Below are 17477 nucleotides of genomic sequence, written 5' to 3'. Positions count from 1 at the left end.
GGCCAGACGGCGCATCAAGCCCGCTTTCCGCATCACTACGCGACAAATCCCAGGATGCGCTCGCGCAGCCAGCGGTGGCCCGGGTCCAGGTGCAGGCGTTCGTGCCAGACCATGGCCATCTCGTAGTCGGGCAGGCTGACGGGCGGCTCCCACGTGCGCAGTGCGCCCAGCGCGTTCTTCAGCAGCCGCGACGGCAACAAGGCCACCATGTCGGACGCCGCCAGCAAGGGCGGGACGATGAGGAAATGCGGCACGGACAACACCACCTTGCGCTGGCGGCCCAGTTGCTGCAGGGCCGTGTCGACAGCCGTGCGGAAGCCGCCGCCGTTGGGCGAGACGACGATGAATTCCAGCGCGCAAAATCGCTCGAGGTCGGGCGGCGCCTGCAGCAGCGGGTGGTCGTGGCGGCCCGCCAGCACATAGTGTTCCGTAAACAGGGTGCGGTGGCGCAAGCCGGGCGGCGCTTCTTCCTGTGCCAGAAAGCCCAGGTCGACCTGGCCGCTTTCCAGCTCCTGCGCCATGCGCGCCGGCACGGCTTCGAACACGGCCATGCGCGACTGCGGCGCCTGCGCGCGCAGCGCCGGCAGCATGGGGAGCAGAATCGCATACTCGGTGGCGTCGGCCGCCGCCAGGTTCCAGCGCACCTCGGCCGTGGCCGGGTCGAACGCCTGTTCCGGCTGCAAGACTTGCTCCAGCTGGGCCAGCACGGCTTGCAAGGGCGCGAACAGGGCCAGCGCCCGCGCCGTGGGCAGCATGCCGCGCGGTCCCGGCAACAGCAGCGGATCGTCGAAGGCGGCGCGCAGCTTGCCCAGCTGCACGCTGACGGAAGGCTGGCTCAGGTGCAGCCGCGCGGCCGCCCGCGTGACGTTGCGTTCGATCAAGAGCGCTTCCAGGGTCAGCAGCAGATTCAAGTCCAGCTTGCGTAGATTGTTCACGACTATACCTCGTATATTAACTATTCATTTCCACAATGATAGCGCAAGCCCTACAGTTGTTCCTGTGACCTACACTTTTAAACCATTACAGGAGCAATCTGATGCAACTCCATGAATAAACAAGCTTTGATGGCCTTGGGCTGGCCCGGCTGCTGCGCGACGGCGAAGTCAGCGCGGCCCAATTGCACGATGCTGCCATGCGCGCCTGCGCCGCCGTCAACCCGCACATCAACGCCGTGGTCGGGCTGTGGCCGGCCGACCTTGCCGGCATCGACAAGGCCGCGCCGTTCGCCGGCGTGCCCTTCCTGATCAAGGATGTGGCCGTCACCATGGCGGGCCAGGCCAGCGAGGCGGGCAGCCGTTTGGGCGCCGGCCATGTCGCGGCCGCCGATTCGCACCTGATGGCGCAGTTCCGCCAGGCTGGCCTGGCCACCCTTGGCCGCACGGGCACGCCGGAAATGGCGTTTGCCACCACCACCGAACCGGTCCTGTATGGCGCCACGCGCAATCCGTGGAACCTGGCCCTGAGCGCGGGCGGCTCCAGCGGCGGCGCGGCGGCGGCCGTGGCGGCCGGCATCGTGCCGCTGGCCCATGCGACGGATGCGGCCGGTTCCATCCGCGTGCCGGCCGCCTCGACAGGACTTTTCGGCCTGAAGCCGAGCCGTGGCAGGGTCTCGAACGGCCCGGCCATGGACGAGATCTTCAGCGGCCTGGGCGTGCAGCTGGGCGTGAGCCGCACCGTGCGCGACAGCGCCGCCTTGCTCGATGGTGTGCAGGGAAGCATGCCGGGCGAGCCGTACGTGACGGGCGCGCCCCACCTCACCTGGCTGTCGCAGGTCAGCGTGGCCCCGGGCAAGTTGCGCATCGGCGTACAGCGCGCGGCCAGCAATGGCGCGCAACCCGTGCCCGCCGTGGACGCCGCGCTGGACGAGACCGTGCGCCTGCTCGAAGGGCTGGGCCACCATGTGGAACAGGTGACGCCGCCGCTGGGCGTGTCGTGGGAAGCGTTCGTACAGGCGAATGCGCGTATCTGGTGCGCCAACCTGGTGCCGTGGATCGATGGCCTGGCGCAGGAAAGCGGGCGCAGCGTATCGCTGGAGACGCTGGAAGCAGCCACCCTGGCGTGCTACCGCTATGGCAAGACAGTCTCTGCCGTCGAATTCGTTGCCGCGCTTGACGTGCGCAACACGGTCACGCGCCACGCGGGCGCCTTCTTCACGGAATATGACGTGCTGCTGACGCCCACCATGCCGGACTTGCCGTGGCAGCTGGGCCGCTATGGGGAAAATGAAGGCACGTTGGACGGCCTGGGCTGGACGGCGCGCCTGTTCGAACATTCGCCGTACACGCCACTGGCGAACGTGGCGGGCTTGCCGGCCATGTCCGTGCCGCTGGCGATGTCAGCCGACGGCTTACCGATAGGCATGCAGTTCATGGCGGGTTACGCCCAGGATGGCGTGCTGCTGCGCCTTGCCGGGCAGCTGGAGCGGGCGGCGCCATGGGTGCAAAGGCGGCCGCCCGTGTGGGCTGGCAGAGAATAACGTTGATTACAGGGCCGCCAGGCGCGCCGCGCCACGGCTTTCCTGGCGGGCACGCACACGCTCCCACAGGCGGTCATGGAAGGGCAGGACGATGACGTTGCAGATGGGCTCGACCACGGCCAGCAAGCCGCCGAAGGCCATCGAACCCGTGGCCCAGTACATGACGCCGAAGGCGACGCTCATGTGCAAGCAGGTCTGGCTGACCTTTTCACCGGCCAGCGCGGCAAAGCCGAGGCGGCTGGCGGCGTAGCGGCGGCGGATCGCATGCCAGGCCTTTTCATGCCAGGGCAGCAGGGCCACATTGATGACGGGTTCGATAATCGCCGCCAGGCCACCGAGAGCCAGCGAGCCCGTCAGCAAGTAGGCGAGACCGAAGGCGATCGACATGTGCGTGAGAACCTGGCTGAATGTTTTGATCGCTGTAAACAAGGGACGCTCCTTTTCTGTTGAATTCGCTTATCCTTGAGGTAGATAGTAACGATTCTCATTTACAAAAGGAAGTAAAATATTTCAATCGAGTTGATCATTGAAAACTATCGTAAAATAAGAATTCATTATATTTTTCAATATTCTTTCAATTGGGCCCTGTTGGCCCGCTTGCCCGGCCAGCCACTCGCTAGACCTTGTTAGGCCAGTAGTTCTGGTGAATGCGGAGAAGCGAATGAATACCCTGTTTGATGACATCCTGACCACGGCCCAGCCCTGGTCGCAGCAAGTGATTGCCGAATGGCGCGATATGTTTCCATCGCAGCACGGCGCCAGCCTCGAAGCTTTCGTCGTGCGCGAGTACCGGCGGCGCGATGCGCGCATCGACATGCGGACGGTCGTGGGCCAGTCGGAACACTATGCGGGACAATCCTGGCGCGAGGCGGCGCTGGCGCCGCAGTACCGGCAGGACAAGATGCGCGGCGTCTTTGAGCTGTATGAAAGCCATCCCGACTACTATTTCAATGGCGACCTCGATAACGGCATCATGCTCAGCTCCATCGATGGCACGCACTGGTTTACAGATGGCGGCGGGAGTCACCGCACGGTGCTGGCCAGGTTCGCCTGCGACCGCATTGCGCGCCAGACGGGCCGGTATCCGCTCGTGCGCGGCGTGTCGACCTGCCATTACCAGGCGGATATGCAGGCCTGGGGCCTGTTTTGCCAGCTAAGCCAGTTAAGCGAGCGCCATGCGGAGGTGATTTTCATACGCGTCGCGCGGGAAGAACTGCCTCCACGTCTAGTGCCTGGCGGCACCGACATCACGTGGCGGCTGCGGTTCTTTGTGGTGGACCGGCGTTTTGGCGGTGTTCCCCGCGCCGAGCACATCGACGCGGCGCGGTTTTGCGCGTATGCGCGGCACGTGCTGGCCCATGACGGCAAGCCGAGCTGGCGCGACCGTGTGCTGCACTGGCGGATTGGCGACCGGGACCGGCTGGTGTTCCAGTCCGGGGTTTGAACGCGCCACTATATAGTGTGTGCAGAAGCGGCAGGCCGGAGGAGGGGAGTCCTTCTCCGGCCTGCCTGGCGCCTTATGGCAAGGTTTTCAGCACATTCTTCGTCGGCACGGAGAAGTTATAGTTGTCATGGCGGTCCCAGTTGATCGACCACGTCATCACGCCGCGGAAGTCCGGATACGCCTGCAAGGGCTTGATGGTGCCGCAGTTGAGCAGGCGCGTCAGGCAATTGAGGGCGTTGCTGACGTCGGCGTTGGTGGTAAAACCCGAGCCGGCCGAGCTGCGGCCCGACGGCACGCCGAAGCCCACCTGGTCAGGACGCAAGCCGGCGAAGGTGTTGCTGCCATAATTAAAGCCTTCGATCAGCATGCGCGCCGTGGCCACCAGCTGGTCCGCCGAGCCGGCCTTGATGGCGCCCGTGGCGTATGGCGTGTAGATGTCGCCATTGTTGTAGTACTGCGGGTGCAGCACCGTCAGCTCGGAGCGCAATGCATTGATGATGGGAATATAGGCGCCCCAGATGCTGCCGTAGCTCGTATAGCCGCCTTCCACGTACACCCATTCGGGCGCCATCGACAGGTAAAAACTGTTGCCGACCTTGGCTTTCAGGTTTTTCACGGCAATCGGCAGATAGGTCTGGATGGCCGCGCCTTGCGCCACCCCGTTTTCCAGGTCCAGGTCGATGCCGTCGAAGCCATATTTCGTGATGATGGCGTACAGGCTGTTGGTGAAGTTGGTGGCTTCGGCCGTGTTGCCGACGGAAACGGAGCCATTTTGCCCGCCCAGCGACAGGATGACTTTCTTGCCTTTCGCCCGCTTGGCGGCCACGTCGGCAATGAATTGCGCTTCCGTGCCGGCGCCCGGGTCGATGGTCAGGCTGACATTGCCGCCGCCCGCGTTGTCGCCGAACGAGACGACGATCACATCCCAGTCGTCGCTGACCTGGCTGATCGGGTAGGTGGCGCCGCTCGGATTGGTGAAATTGTGCCAGTAGCCGATCAGCGCGTGCTTCGCCAGGCCGGTGGGCGTTGGAGTCGGGGTAGGCGTTGGGGTTGGGGTTGGCGTCGGCGTCGGCGTCGGGGTGGGCGTTGGCGTTGGAGTAGGCGTCGGAGTAGGCGTTGGTGTCGGAGTCGGAGTAGGCGTCGGAGTAGGCGTTGGTGTCGGAGTCGGGGTTGGCGTTGGCGTGCCGCATTCGCCCACTGCCGTCCACGGCTGGCCGCTGCCGGCGCCGCCGCTGCTGGTGGAAGGATTGTTGCCTTGTGTCCACCAATTGGCGTTGTAATTGACATTGTTGTAGCTGGCCTTGCCGCCGCCGTTGTAGGCGGTGCTGCTGTTCCACGGCGTGTAGCAGGCGACGGCTTCCGTCGTGCCGGCCAGCAGCTGGCTGGCGCCCGCGGCGGATCCTTCACTGCCGCCGCCGCACGCGGCCAAAGTGCCCCCGAAAAGGGTAACGATGAGGGTATTCATGACTGTCCGGTTCACTTGCATCTCCTTGTGTGTTTTTTATCATGGCGGTCCGGTTCATCACCGTCCGATTTTCCAGAGTGCAAGCATTACAGGTGGTAGTCAACTGGTTTTATTCTTTGCGCAAGATCACAATACCAGTTTCGGCCTCGCCCCATAGGCTGTGCAATCCGAACCATACCAGTGCTGGTTTTCCGAACCGCTGGTATGGTGACTGGATGGGCGCCAGCGGCGCGGCTTGACGCGGCGCCGGGAGCAGGGCGGGGAAGGGAAGACGATGCCGGACGGTAGCGCGTGCGATGGCCAGGGGCCAGGCTGGCTGGCGCAGGCGGACAAATCAGCAGCGATGGCAAGCGCGATGCTCGCGCGCAAGCAGGGCTGGGACAAGGTCATATGTTAAGACTTTTCATTCATAATACTCTGCAAGGCATTGATTTCATGCATATCGCGCTCATGGACGGCAATCTGACACGCGACAGCGTGGCGCCAAGGCAAGGGCCTTGTGCATGCGGTGCTGGCCTGCTGTTACCTGTTTGTATCGGGCTGATACGTACGCGGCTCCATGGCTTGTTATAACGTCGCAAATGGACCCGACATTGATTATCTTGGCCATCGCCGCAAGGGGATGGCCCTTGAGCAGGTGGAGACGCGCAGATGGATAAGCTGGCACTCGAATTGTTTTTGGCGGAATCGACGGCCGTGGCCGTGGTGGGGGAATTTGACGCGCTCGGCAGCATGGCCAGCGCACTGAACAAGCGGCACAAGGTGCGCCAGACCGATCTGCTCGATCTCTTTGAACTGGCCCAGGCCCAGGGGCCGAATACATTCGAGCGCGCCATCCTCGTGTTTTACCTGATGATCCTGGGCGGCGGCGCCTATGATGACCCCATGAATATCATCCAGGCAGCCGACCTGAAAACCCTGAGAATCAAACCCCATTGGGACGCCAGCGGCTTGCACAATTTCGATACGGTCTGCATCTGGGAACCGATGAATTTGTGGGCTGGCTGGGCCAATGAAAATCAAAGCAACAACAACACGACCATCGACCCGCACATGCTGAATTTTTTTCAGAATTGCAAGGTCGTATTTACCGATATCACGCCGCAGAAGACCAATACGACGCCGAACATGACGCTGGCCAACCATTTTTTGCCGGATGCGACGGCAAAGACATCGTGGACCTACGGTGGCGTTGCCAAGCGCGAACGACGTTATTCGGCACATAGCGACATGCTGGTCAGGCAACAACAGCATATTCAATATGAACTGGATAACTTCCAGCACCTTGCCAAGCCCAACACGGACAGTTCGCTGGCTGCGCAGGAGCTGCAACGCTACATGGATAATATCGGCATCCTCGAATCGCAAAGCACGACGGCCGGCACCCAGCACTACATTGAATTACTCGATTCACTGACGGCCAGGAACCTCGCCAGTCTGGATTTCTACAACAAGATCGATGGCGCCAGGCAGCGCTGGATCAGCAACCGGGCAAAACTACGCGTCATCATCGACGACTGGACCCAGGACTTGCGCAACGGCGTCATTACCGGCGGCATGTTTTACAAGCCGCAGGCAAAGGGCATACCCAATCCCAAGAAGAGCAAAGCATTTCACTAGCGCAGATGCAGACCGACGCTTGAGCCTAGCGTACGCGTGAGCGTTGCCGGCAGCCGAGTCCAAAGCAGGCAGGCGAGTCGAAACATCACAAAATCGCCTCTCCAATTGAAGATCGAGCAATCGTGGATGCCCGCCGATGCGGGGCCGCGCCGGTGTACCTCGATGTTCGACAGGCAGCTGTGTCGCGGTCGATGGCGCCAAGGCCAAGGCGGACGCGCTGGCGGGCGTGATCGCTGAGAAAGGTCCGCTGGCAAAATGAGCGCAGTAGACCCGTTCCTGTTCATTTCGTTGTCAGGTCTTCTGTTGCAGGACTGGGGTGCCCGCGCAAATCGAATCCCTCGTGGAAGCGCTGGAGGCCGCATAACGGCCCGTCGCACGCCGCTGCGCAAGGCAAACAGACAATTCCGCAAGCACAAGAAGAAATGGACAAAGCCCGCAGATTGCGGGCTTTGTTACAAAATGTAACGTGATAAATAATTTATTTGATAGAATCGAATTTCTGTTTTTGCATGGTCGAGAATGATATGAGTCCACATCAAAGCTTTATCGCAACTGGCATCGTCCTGATAGTCGTCTGCATTGTCCTGTCCGCCTGGGCCTTCAGGTGCGAAATACGCAAGAATAATAAGCGCGAACGCTGCAAGTGCTGTAATCGGCCGCTCTAGCAGTAATCAAAGGGCGATCTGCAGCTGGTCGAAGTCATCGCGCCGCAAGCCAGTTATTTGCGGCTCTTTTTTTGGCAGGCGCACGGCCAGTTCGATGACGTCCGCACGCACAATGCCACAACGCCCAGGCGATCTCCAAGGGCTGTCATGTTCATCGCCAGCAAATGTCCGGCTTGTTCCATTTGGCGCAAGCGCATGTATTCGGGACTCCACCAGGGCACGCGCTGTTTGTCGCTGAGCCAGTCGCGCACGGTGCGCTCGTCGCGGCGCAGTGCGCACCATATCAGCCAAGGGAAGGTCCATGACGAAGTGCGCAAGCCCGGTGGGGTTGCCGTGTCGCAGATTGGGAATCTCATTTGTTATTTTTGATTATGATGGATCGAAGACCATAAATCGGTATTGCGATTTCCATCTCGAGGAGAACGGGGATTCTTCAGGTTCGCACAATACTTCGCATAATTTATATTATGTCAAATTGACGATGGAGGTTAGCTGCCCTTCGTTCCCGGTGACGAGTTCCCACATTACTTCCACCTGGCGCACGGCACTTTGACTGGCCGCAAGCTGTTCGCCAAATTGCCCTGTTGCCTGTTCGTCGTACAGCGATTTTTCAGTCTGTCGGAACGTAGCAACCAACGGGCACCCGTTGATTTGAGCGTATCGTTTCTCCCTGCGTTGCATCATGGCTTGCCGCTGCCGCTGCAACTTTGCCTGCAACTGTAGTCGCCGTCGCTCTAGGTGTCGGTGCTTCGGGTCTTCACCCTGACGTTCCGGGAATTCGCTGCCTGTTACTGGAAGCCGTGATGCGCAAGGTTTTCTGCTGGCAGCCAGAAACAGCTAGCCCGCTACCTTCGTCCTGCTTCTTCGTCGCTGATGCCGGCATGCGACCACTGCCCATGGGCCGGCGCCAGTTCCCGCGGCATGCTGGTCTCGATTACGGCACGGCAGCCTTCTCTCCCGGTGCGTTTTGCCCCCGATTGAATCCGTGGACCTCCAAAAATCACCGGCCTTGTGTTCTATATTTCACTTTTACTGGCTATGCCGATGCTTTCCATGACTCTGGCGACATTGTCCTTGCAAGCCAGATCATCAGGTTTTGCATCGATCAGTTGAATCAGCGACAGCAGATGGGCTTTGTTCTGGGCTAGGCGGACTTCGAGTGATTCAATATCCGCAATCTTCTTTTTAAGGGCCACCATCAAATCATCATGGCGCCATGAGGATATATCCTCTGGCAGGACTTGCCTGATTTCGTCCAGGGAAAAGCCAGCCTGCTGCGCATCACTGATAATGGACAGCACCGCCACCGCTTCAAGCGGATAGTCACGGTAGCCGTTCGATTGCCGGCTCACGACTTTCAGCAAGCCCTTCGATTCGTAGAATCGAATCGTCGATGCGGCAAGGCCACTGCGCTTGGCCAATTCACCAATTTTCATAGTTTTTCCTGTTGAGCAATCGTTTGCAACATTGTATTAGTCATTATTGCGGTTTGTTATTCTGCAGCGCCTTGAGTAGCGCTTGCGCCACTTCCTTGCTCGATCCGGGATTCTGGCCCGTGACGAAGCGGTCATCTGTAATCACGAAGCTGTCAAACGGGATAAGGCCCTTTGCATAACGCGCCCCCTTGCTCTCCATCTCACTTTGCAGCAGCCAGGGCACTTTTGGGATGGTCCTCCACATGGTTGAAAGTACCAGGCCATGTCCGCTGACACGGCACGATCAACTATAAGCTTGAAGCCAACTTCAAGGTCAAGGGGCCAATGCGCTGCCGATGTTTTTTCTGTTCAGGGGATGGCAGTTCTGCAAACGGTTGTCTCGATCGGGATACATGCGCAATATTTTTTCGTTTTAGGGCTTGACCTTCAAGTTAGCTTAAAGCTTATCGTGAGCGTATCGCAACCTTGGAAAATAACGATGAAACCCTTCACTGCACTGTCGCTGCCCAATGGGGCAGTCATTCCGAACCGCCTGGCAAAGGCCGCCATGGAAGAGAATATGGCGGATAAAGATCATGCTCCTTCGGCGGAGCTGATTCGCCTGTACCGTGCGTGGGCTGACGGTGGCGTCGGCCTGATGATCACTGGAAATGTGATGATCGATCACCGCGCCATGACGGGACCGGGAGGCGTGGTTCTCGAGTCCGAACAGTTTGGCGAACGTTTTGAGCAATGGTCCCAAACCGCCCGCGCACAGGGCGCGCAGATCTGGATGCAGATCAATCACCCGGGACGCCAGATGCCCGCTGCAATGGGACAGGAAACCATCGCACCGTCACCCGTGCCCATGGACCTGGGGAACTTCTCAAAGCAGTTTTCGGCTCCGCGGGAGATGACGGAGGCCGACATTGCCGACGTCAGGCAACGCTTTGTCAGGACCGCACAGCTGGCCGAAAGGTTCGGTTTTACGGGCGTGCAACTACATGCCGCACACGGCTACCTGATCAGCCAATTCCTGTCCCCCATCACCAACAGGCGCACTGACCGCTGGGGCGGATCACTTGAAAATCGCGCGCGGCTGCTGGTCGACATCGTCAAGGAGGTGCGGCAGGCCGTGGGCAAAGGCTTTGCCGTTGCGGTGAAGCTCAACTCGGCGGATTTCCAAAAGGGTGGCTTCAGTTCGGATGACGCCAAGAAAGTTGTCTCCATGCTCAATCCCATGGGGGTGGACCTGATTGAATTGTCCGGCGGCAGTTATGAAGCGCCGGCCATGCACGGCCAGACACGCGATGGCCGCACGCTTGCCCGCGAGGCCTATTTTCTGGAATTTGCCAAAGACATCGCAACGGTGGCGCGGATGCCCATCATGGTGACAGGCGGCATACGCCGTTATCAGGTAGTGGAGCAAGTGTTGAGCAGCGGCATCGATATGGCGGGCATGGGCACTGCGCTGGCGATCAATCCGCGCCTGCCTGAAGCATGGGCTTCTGACACATCAGCAACTCCGTTGCTTAGAGCGATCACCTGGAAAAACAAGGTGCTGTCGTCCATCGCCTATATGGCGATGGTGAAGTATCAACTGCGACGCCTCAGCCAGGGAAAGCATACCAGGCCCGATGTGGCCCCTGCCCTGGCGCTGCTGATTCAGCAATTGGAAACCAAGGTCAAGAACTGGCAGTATCGCCGCAGGATGGATAAACCGCGCAATGCCTGACGCCGCGGTGCTCGCATACCGGCCAGACTGCTTATAAACCAACTTTTCCAAATCAAACATTGAAGGGGCAAGCAATGCATATGAAAATTGCCGCGGCAGTATCTGGATTTCTTTTGAGTACTGCGGCAAGCCCGTCCCGGGCCGACAATCCTGTCGACAGCAAGCAGACCATCATTCACATCGCCGGTCATGCTGTCCCGGTGACGGCCGGGGGCTTGTATGATCGGTTCCGCTCAAATCCGCCCCTGTCCGTCATCGAGTCGGAAGCGCCGGACCTTGACTTGAACTGGTTCAGGGGGATTAAGAAAGAACAGGTCGCCATCGGCTTCGAGTCCTACTCACCGAATTTTTATTATAAAAACAGCAAAATCACTGCCGTATTTACGGCAGACCTACAAAGGTTGAAGGAACTGATGCCGGAAGAGATCCTGAAGGAAGTCCAGCCACTGCAAGTGTGGCCAGGCCGTGGTGCGGTGGCGTTGACCGCCTATGCATATGCGTACTGCGACAACGACAGCTACAATGAAATTTCATTGGCCATAGTGACCAACCAGCCTGGCACGTCCAGTTTTGGTCCGTTCACCCTGATTGCCCAATCGCTGTCCAATGATTTCTGGGGCTATGTGCTGAAACTGCCTGTGAACACGGAACTGGCCAGGGTGCGTGGCGTGCTTGGATACAATCTGCCCAAGTGGTTGACCGATATCGATCTGAAGGAAACGGAAGGAAGCATTTCCTTCGAGGTCAAGGATAGCGACACGGGCAAGCTTGATTTTGTTTTTGCGGGAAAAAAATTGGGCGACCTCTCGCACAAGGCCGGCCTGGTGAAAAACAGCTTCACAAACCAGGATCGGGACGGGAAGCTGACTTATGGCTATGCCGTTTCCCGGCAACTTAGCTATGCATCGAGTAGCAGCGCAGAATCTGTAGACCTGACGCTGGGCGACGGCAGCTTCTCCACCTACATCAAGACGCTGAAGCTGGGGAAAATGATGAAATATGAATACGTGCCAGAATTCCAGAGTGCACTGTATGCGCCGAAGCCACTCGCTGCCCTCGACGCCGAAAAATGATCTTGCGCGCATCTCGCCAGGCCCGCAGTAACAGCGGGCCGGCGGGCGCCAGGGGGGGATCCACCGGCGCCCGTGGCTGTTAGCCTCGCACAAACGCCAGCAGGTCGGCGTTGATCGTGTCGGCGTTGGAAGTCGGCATGCCGTGCGGGAATCCCGGATAGGTTTTCAGGATGCCGTTCCTCAGCAGCTTCGCCGACAAGGGCGCGGAATTTTCATAAGGGACGATCTGGTCGTCGTCGCCATGCATGACCAGTACGGGAATGCTGATGCTCTTCAAGTCGTCGGTGAAGTCGGTCTGCGAGAAAGCCACGATACCGTCGTAATGGGCCTTGGCACTACCCATCATGCCCTGCCGCCACCAATTCAGGATGACGCCTTCCGACGGCTTGGCGTCGGGGCGGTTGTAGCCATAGAAAGGGCCGACAGGAATGTCGCGGTAAAACTGCGCCCGGTTCGCCGCGAGCTGGACCTGGAAGTTGTCGAAAACCTCCTTGGGGAGGCCGCCCGGATTGCCGTCGGTCTTCACCATTAAGGGCGGCACCGCGCTGATGAGCACCGCCCTGGATACGCGATCCTCGCCATGACGGGCAATATAGCGGACGACTTCGCCGCCGCCCGTGGAATGGCCGATGTGGACGGCCTTCTGCACGCCGAGGTGGTTCACGAGCGCCGCCACGTCATCGGCATAATGGTCCATGTCATGGCCGTCCCCGACTTGGCTGGAGCGCCCATGGCCGCGACGATCGTGAGCCACTACCCGAAAACCGTTGGCCAGGAAAAAGAGCATCTGCGCATCCCAGTCGTCAGCGCTGAGCGGCCAGCCATGATGGAAGAAGATCACCTGCGCCTCGCGCGGCCCCCAGTCTTTGTAGAATATCTCGACTCCATCCTGCGTTGTGACATATGCCATGGTCCGTACTCCTATGTAATGTGTGAGTTGCCACCTGGTGAGGTATGAGCTGCTTGCTGTCACTCGGTAAAATCCTGCTCCTTTACGGTTTGGGCGAGGCGACGGGAACGACTCGAACGGCCTGGCAACGTTTGCTTTCAGGACGGATCCCCCCGCCCTGCCTGCCCAGCCGTGGCTCTACTCTAAGACTAAAGTCAACGTTAATGTCAATGCTCTTTTGATCTGGCACAGGAATCGGAGAATTGGCGCAGTGCCGTTGCCTGATGTTCTCCCCTCCCCGCCCGCCGTGCGCGTGGGCCTGCGCCCGCGCCACGCTCCCTGCGCACTGATACGCAAGGCCAATCTTGCCGGCATCGCCCCGAAGCCTGGCCGCGCCATGCGTTGAGCAGTATTTGACAGAAAATTTGGCTCGCTGCTTATTATTTTTATGCAAGTAACAAATGGATGTAACTTTTTGAGCCGAGATGTTACTTGTTTTATCGTTCAATAATAAAGATGATGATGAGAAGAAATGTATGACCGTCGAACGCAGTATGCATCACTGGATTTTCAGGGTATTTCTTTCTTGTACAAAACCACGACAAGGTAAAATATGGCACAAATATCGATGGGCGTTCGTCGTTCCATTTTGGAAATCCAGACCAATTTCGAGAACAAGACGGATACTGAAACCCTGGAAAACCTGATGACGGCCTGGGCTGGCATCAAGGCGCTGGATTCCTCCAACCTCAATTCATTTTTTGTGCTTGGCGGTTATCACGGCGAACCGTTCCGCGGCGCTGGATATGGCAGCAGCGCATGGTGGGGCGGCTGGTGCAATCACGGAAACGTCCTGTTTCCAACCTGGCACAGATTGTATCTGGTGAAACTGGAAAAGGCATTGCAAAGCATTCCAGGATGTGAAAGCGTGATGTTGCCGTATTGGGATGAAACAGATGAATACTCACTGGCGCAAGGCATACCATCCTGCCTGACGGACGAGTTTTTCACCTATAGCAATGGAAATAAGATTCCGAATCCGCTGCGCTCATTCACGTTTCCAGTCAATATTACGGATAATATCTCCACGGACCAGGAAGGTGGCGCGGGAGGCTTGTATACCAAGAATGCAGGCTACACGACGGTTCGCTACCCTTATTCCGGCCTGGTGGGCACGCCTGCCAATCTGGCCGTGACTAAGCTGCACAACAGCCAGTGGAACGCGGCCGAAGCGGTTGTCGTGCTTAACCAGAACGTGGTTAATTGGCTCAATCTTGCCGTTATCAATATTCAACCGGATAACGTCAATAACAATACAACGATATCGGCCGGCATCCATACTGCCTACCAGAATTGTTTGAATGCGCCCAATTATACGGTTTTCTCGAATACGACGTCTGCCCAGAATTACAATGATTTACTGAGTACCGGTGAAACTCTGGCAGTGCCGCTTGAACAGCCGCATAACGATATGCACGTCGCGGTCGGCGGCGTCGATATTACAACGGTCGCCACGCAGAATTTTGACGGATCGCCGATCGTTGGCGCCAATGGCGACATGGGTGAAAATGACACGGCGGGCCTGGATCCGATTTTCTATTTCCATCACTGTAATGTCGACCGCATGTTCTGGGTCTGGCAAAAGAAAACTGGCAACCTCAACACACTCGATATCATTCCCCAATATCCGGGCACCAATTCTGTCGATAATCAGGGACCTACGCCCGGGGTGGCCGGCAATGTCTGGCTGTCGATGGACTCGCCGCTGATGCCATTTGTCGATGCGAACGGCAAGGTGCAAGTCGCCAGCGATGTGGTGAATATCGAGCAGCAGTTGAATTACACCTATTCGATCGGCTCGCTTGACCAGGCGAGCTGGCCGCAAACCGGGGCGTGCCGACAACAGATGCTGAACGTATCGGAAGGTTACAGCGGCCAGGTATTGACGGTGTCTGGCGCCAACAAGGCGGCCGTCCGCGGCTCCTTCCTGATCGCAGGCTATGCCACGGTGAATGGCCAGAAACACCTGGTCGGCGTCCAGTCCGTCCTGAGCCGGAATGCGATCCAGGGTTGCGCCAACTGCCAGACGCATTTGAATGTCAAGGCACACTTCAGTTTGAATCACCTGCCACAGAGTGTGGTAGCGAATTCCGACACGACCTTCAGTGCAGAAATTGTCGGCCACCAGGCCGATCCTGGCGTAAATACGCTGGCGCTGGCGTCGACTGCGGCGCCCCTCAGGAAGGCCTTGCGGGTCAGCCTGAAATAAACGGGATAGCAACAGCAACGCAGGCTGAAAGACATGGAATTGCGCTCTTTCAGCCTGCGTGATCCACGTATCTCTTTCAATTTGTCCTACCGCAAAGAATTCTTTGTCTGGTAACAGGAGCATGGTGAAAATTATGCGGAAGGATAAAGTGACCCTCCCCCACGCATGGCATCCTGGAGCGGCGGCACGTGCCCGCTCTCTTATCGGATCGGCAAGCTGGCTTTCCCCCCGGCCTGCTCGCGATCTGCTCCTGCTATTTTGCTTTTCCTGGCTGGCAACCTTGCTGCCGCTGCTGCCACACCAGGTACCGACCCTGTGGCTATGGGGAGCGCTCAGCGGCGCGTGTCTGGTAACGACATCCTGGCTGCTCTTTCACCTGCATCGGCGGCGCAGTGCCATCTGGTCCCTGCTCGGATGTAGCGCCCTGATCAGTATTGCCAGCCTGGGCGACTTTTGGCGCGTGTCGCCTGTTTTCCTGTTGTCGCAGTGCCGTAGCGCCATGCAGGAAGCATTCCTCACCGGGATAGGGCGGCATATCGAATTTCACTTCCAATGGTTCCCCATCACGACTGTCGCGATGCTGCTGTGGATATGCCTGGGTTTTCATGCCGTCGCAGTACCAGGGCAAGGCTCCGTTGCGGCCGGCACAGGATGGTGGCTGCGCATCCGGCGCGGCATGCGGGCGCAGATCTTGCCGCGCCTGGCGTATTGCTTGCTGATGCTGTTTTGCATGGCGATAGCGATGAGCGGATTTGAATCGCTTGGTATCGTCGTGCAGAAAAATTTGAGTGCGGATGGGTTTGTCTGCGCAATGTTGTGCGGTATGTCCTTGTATCACCTTGTATTGACTGTGTATGTGTATTTCTCTGCTCACCGATATGTAAATTTCTCACTTGAAAGATGATTGAAATTATGGAACAGATAAATCAAGACGCCAAATCAAAAAACCCATTGGTTGGAATGTTTCCCGATGGCGTATATCCGGCGCATACAGCTGAAATGAAAAAGATCATGGATGAGTTGCGGGTGATCGTACGCAATCCAGTGGTCGAAGCGGCTTACAACACCGCCATTGCCAACCTGGATCCATTCATCATGGAACTGGGCATGCAACAGGAAAATCCATGGACCAATACCACGGTGGATGATTTCGTCGGCTATTTCGACAAATGGTTTACCTTCCTGCCGCAGCCAGACAGCGGCCTGGGTTTCATTGTTCCATTGACCTTTTTCTATGTGAATAATCCGCAGGCATTCTATTTCATGAACAGGTTGCAAAGCAAAAGCGGTCATGCGGAAGAATACTCGAGGGAGATATTCAACTGGTCGGTCAGATTCATCAAGGAGCGCGGCCATTTCATGGACTCGCCTGCATCCATCAATCAGGATTATCTGAAGGAATGGATGGCGACGTTTCCGAACAGGGACTTCATCATTCCCCCAGGCGGCTTCAAGACTTTCAATGAATTCTTTACCCGTCGCCTGAATATCAGTGCCGCCTACAATCCCCGGCCTGTTTCCGATCCCGAGGATAATTCCATACTGGTGGCTTCAGGCGATACCGAAATCAACTTCATCGAATCGAACCTCACGCTCAAGACTTCCCTGCCGGTCAAGACGCGGGAATTGAATGTAACGCAATTGCTGAATAATTCCAAATTTGCCAGGCATTTCGTGGGCGGCACCGCCCTTTCCTGCGTATTGATGCCGACCAGTTACCACCATTACCATGCGCCGGTCAGCGGCAATATCGTGGAAGGCATGGAAGTTCCGGGTATCTACAACGGCATCATGGATGGCGAGCACTGGTTCGGCGAAGGCAATATCGGCGAAAGCGATACCGACTTCAGCATTTTTGAAGACTTCCACCGTGCCTATTTCATCATCGAAACGGCGGATTACGGCTACGTGGCAGTGGTGCCGGTCGGACTGAACACCATCAGCGCGATACATCCATCGGTGGTGAGCGACACCTACGTGCGTCCGGGCGGCACCCCCGTCAAGATCAAGAAAGGCGAGGAACTCGGTTATTTTGCTTATGGCGGATCGCTCAATATCCTGCTGTTTCAACCTGGCGTGCTCGATTGTATTTCCGTCTTGCAGGGACAGCGCATCGGCAGCATGTCGAAGGTGAAAAAATAGGCGCCTGTCTTAAACAATAGCTTCTTGCGTGCGTATCCTTGGGAAACGCACGCAAGTTGCAGTTGCAATTCACACTGTCAGACACGATTCATTCCATTAAATGTTCTTGCAAGCCACTGCATTCGCCTACATCACCACCCCACAGCGCCTCCTCGACAGGCGATTCTTGTCGCATGGACAAGTTCACCACTGCTGAATTAGCTCTCGGCCCCGGGTCCTCACCTGCTGCCTCGGGCACGCGCAATCCGCACTAATTCGTTGCCCGATAGAACAAAAATGCCATG

Annotated in this window: 15 protein-coding genes; 9 read left to right on the top strand and 6 right to left on the bottom strand. The window is 57.9% G+C overall.

The annotated features are described in order from the left end of the window. Positions 1–35: 35 nt before the first annotated feature. Positions 36–935, bottom strand: a complete 900-nt coding sequence (locus tag YQ44_RS12275; RefSeq protein WP_071323623.1) for a LysR family transcriptional regulator — start codon at positions 933–935, stop codon at positions 36–38. 197 nt (positions 936–1132) lie between these two features. Here YQ44_RS12275 and YQ44_RS12270 point away from each other — a divergent pair, with 197 nt between their 5' ends. Next, a complete protein-coding gene (locus YQ44_RS12270; protein ID WP_335589267.1) occupies positions 1133–2476 on the top strand; it encodes an amidase in 1344 nt (447 codons plus the stop codon). A gap of 6 nt (positions 2477–2482) precedes the next feature. Here the strand turns inward: YQ44_RS12270 and YQ44_RS12265 are convergent, their stop codons facing one another. After that, positions 2483–2905, bottom strand: a complete 423-nt coding sequence (locus tag YQ44_RS12265; protein WP_071323622.1) for a DUF2061 domain-containing protein — start codon at positions 2903–2905, stop codon at positions 2483–2485. A 232-nt stretch (positions 2906–3137) separates the two neighbouring features. On the opposite strand from YQ44_RS12265, the gene YQ44_RS12260 reads away from it, so the two are divergent. Then, positions 3138–3920 (top strand): hypothetical protein, encoded by a 783-nt coding sequence (locus YQ44_RS12260; protein ID WP_071323621.1) that lies wholly within the window; start codon positions 3138–3140, stop codon positions 3918–3920. Positions 3921–3993: 73 nt separating this feature from the next. On the opposite strand, the gene YQ44_RS12255 is transcribed toward YQ44_RS12260, so the two are convergent. Then, a complete protein-coding gene (locus tag YQ44_RS12255; RefSeq protein ID WP_232251267.1) occupies positions 3994–5385 on the bottom strand; it encodes a chitinase in 1392 nt (463 codons plus the stop codon). A gap of 651 nt (positions 5386–6036) precedes the next feature. On the opposite strand from YQ44_RS12255, the gene YQ44_RS12250 reads away from it, so the two are divergent. Continuing rightward, a complete protein-coding gene (locus YQ44_RS12250; RefSeq protein WP_071323620.1) occupies positions 6037–7005 on the top strand; it encodes a hypothetical protein in 969 nt (322 codons plus the stop codon). A gap of 812 nt (positions 7006–7817) precedes the next feature. Then, a complete protein-coding gene (locus tag YQ44_RS12245) occupies positions 7818–8039 on the top strand; it encodes a hypothetical protein (protein WP_071323619.1) in 222 nt (73 codons plus the stop codon). Between the two features lie 96 nt (positions 8040–8135). Here the strand turns inward: YQ44_RS12245 and YQ44_RS12240 are convergent, their stop codons facing one another. Further along, positions 8136–8354 carry a hypothetical protein gene (locus tag YQ44_RS12240; protein WP_071323618.1) on the bottom strand — a complete coding sequence of 73 codons (219 nt, stop codon included), beginning with the start codon at positions 8352–8354 and terminating at the stop codon, positions 8136–8138. 332 nt (positions 8355–8686) lie between these two features. Continuing rightward, the gene (locus YQ44_RS12235) at positions 8687–9106 is read right to left on the bottom strand and encodes a MerR family transcriptional regulator (protein WP_071323617.1); all 420 of its coding nucleotides are present in this window, start codon (positions 9104–9106) and stop codon (positions 8687–8689) included. Between the two features lie 478 nt (positions 9107–9584). Here YQ44_RS12235 and YQ44_RS12230 point away from each other — a divergent pair, with 478 nt between their 5' ends. Next, positions 9585–10820, top strand: a complete 1236-nt coding sequence (locus YQ44_RS12230) for an NADH:flavin oxidoreductase/NADH oxidase family protein (protein ID WP_071323616.1) — start codon at positions 9585–9587, stop codon at positions 10818–10820. An 80-nt stretch (positions 10821–10900) separates the two neighbouring features. Beyond that, positions 10901–11893 (top strand): acetoacetate decarboxylase (ADC), encoded by a 993-nt coding sequence (locus YQ44_RS12225; RefSeq protein WP_071326441.1) that lies wholly within the window; start codon positions 10901–10903, stop codon positions 11891–11893. Positions 11894–11972: 79 nt separating this feature from the next. On the opposite strand, the gene YQ44_RS12220 is transcribed toward YQ44_RS12225, so the two are convergent. Next, a complete protein-coding gene (locus YQ44_RS12220) occupies positions 11973–12803 on the bottom strand; it encodes an alpha/beta fold hydrolase (protein WP_071323615.1) in 831 nt (276 codons plus the stop codon). Positions 12804–13395: 592 nt separating this feature from the next. On the opposite strand from YQ44_RS12220, the gene YQ44_RS12215 reads away from it, so the two are divergent. The 3 genes from YQ44_RS12215 to YQ44_RS12205 all read left to right on the top strand — a co-directional run bounded on the left by YQ44_RS12215 (position 13396) and on the right by YQ44_RS12205 (position 17193). Beyond that, positions 13396–15051 carry a tyrosinase family protein gene (locus YQ44_RS12215; RefSeq protein WP_156894809.1) on the top strand — a complete coding sequence of 552 codons (1656 nt, stop codon included), beginning with the start codon at positions 13396–13398 and terminating at the stop codon, positions 15049–15051. 148 nt (positions 15052–15199) lie between these two features. Beyond that, on the top strand, positions 15200–15955 hold the full coding sequence (locus tag YQ44_RS12210; RefSeq protein ID WP_198043923.1) for a hypothetical protein: 756 nt from the start codon (positions 15200–15202) through the stop codon (positions 15953–15955). An 8-nt stretch (positions 15956–15963) separates the two neighbouring features. Continuing rightward, positions 15964–17193 (top strand): phosphatidylserine decarboxylase, encoded by a 1230-nt coding sequence (locus YQ44_RS12205; protein ID WP_198043922.1) that lies wholly within the window; start codon positions 15964–15966, stop codon positions 17191–17193. Positions 17194–17477: the final 284 nt, after the last annotated feature.

The organism is Janthinobacterium sp. 1_2014MBL_MicDiv, assembly GCF_001865675.1.
GTDB lineage: Bacteria > Pseudomonadota > Gammaproteobacteria > Burkholderiales > Burkholderiaceae_D > Janthinobacterium.
This window is presented reverse-complemented; position numbering and strand designations above follow the sequence as displayed.

Coding starts and splice junctions, on each gene's coding strand:
- YQ44_RS12270 (WP_335589267.1), top strand. CDS start 1,133: ATGCGCGCCTGCGCCGCCGTCAACCCGCACATCAACGCCGTGGTCGGG.
- YQ44_RS12260 (WP_071323621.1), top strand. CDS start 3,138: ATGAATACCCTGTTTGATGACATCCTGACCACGGCCCAGCCCTGGTCG.
- YQ44_RS12255 (WP_232251267.1), bottom strand. CDS start 5,385: ATGAATACCCTCATCGTTACCCTTTTCGGGGGCACTTTGGCCGCGTGC.
- YQ44_RS12250 (WP_071323620.1), top strand. CDS start 6,037: ATGGATAAGCTGGCACTCGAATTGTTTTTGGCGGAATCGACGGCCGTG.
- YQ44_RS12245 (WP_071323619.1), top strand. CDS start 7,818: ATGTTCATCGCCAGCAAATGTCCGGCTTGTTCCATTTGGCGCAAGCGC.
- YQ44_RS12240 (WP_071323618.1), bottom strand. CDS start 8,354: ATGATGCAACGCAGGGAGAAACGATACGCTCAAATCAACGGGTGCCCG.
- YQ44_RS12235 (WP_071323617.1), bottom strand. CDS start 9,106: ATGAAAATTGGTGAATTGGCCAAGCGCAGTGGCCTTGCCGCATCGACG.
- YQ44_RS12230 (WP_071323616.1), top strand. CDS start 9,585: ATGAAACCCTTCACTGCACTGTCGCTGCCCAATGGGGCAGTCATTCCG.
- YQ44_RS12225 (WP_071326441.1), top strand. CDS start 10,901: ATGAAAATTGCCGCGGCAGTATCTGGATTTCTTTTGAGTACTGCGGCA.
- YQ44_RS12220 (WP_071323615.1), bottom strand. CDS start 12,803: ATGGCATATGTCACAACGCAGGATGGAGTCGAGATATTCTACAAAGAC.
- YQ44_RS12215 (WP_156894809.1), top strand. CDS start 13,396: ATGGCACAAATATCGATGGGCGTTCGTCGTTCCATTTTGGAAATCCAG.
- YQ44_RS12205 (WP_198043922.1), top strand. CDS start 15,964: ATGGAACAGATAAATCAAGACGCCAAATCAAAAAACCCATTGGTTGGA.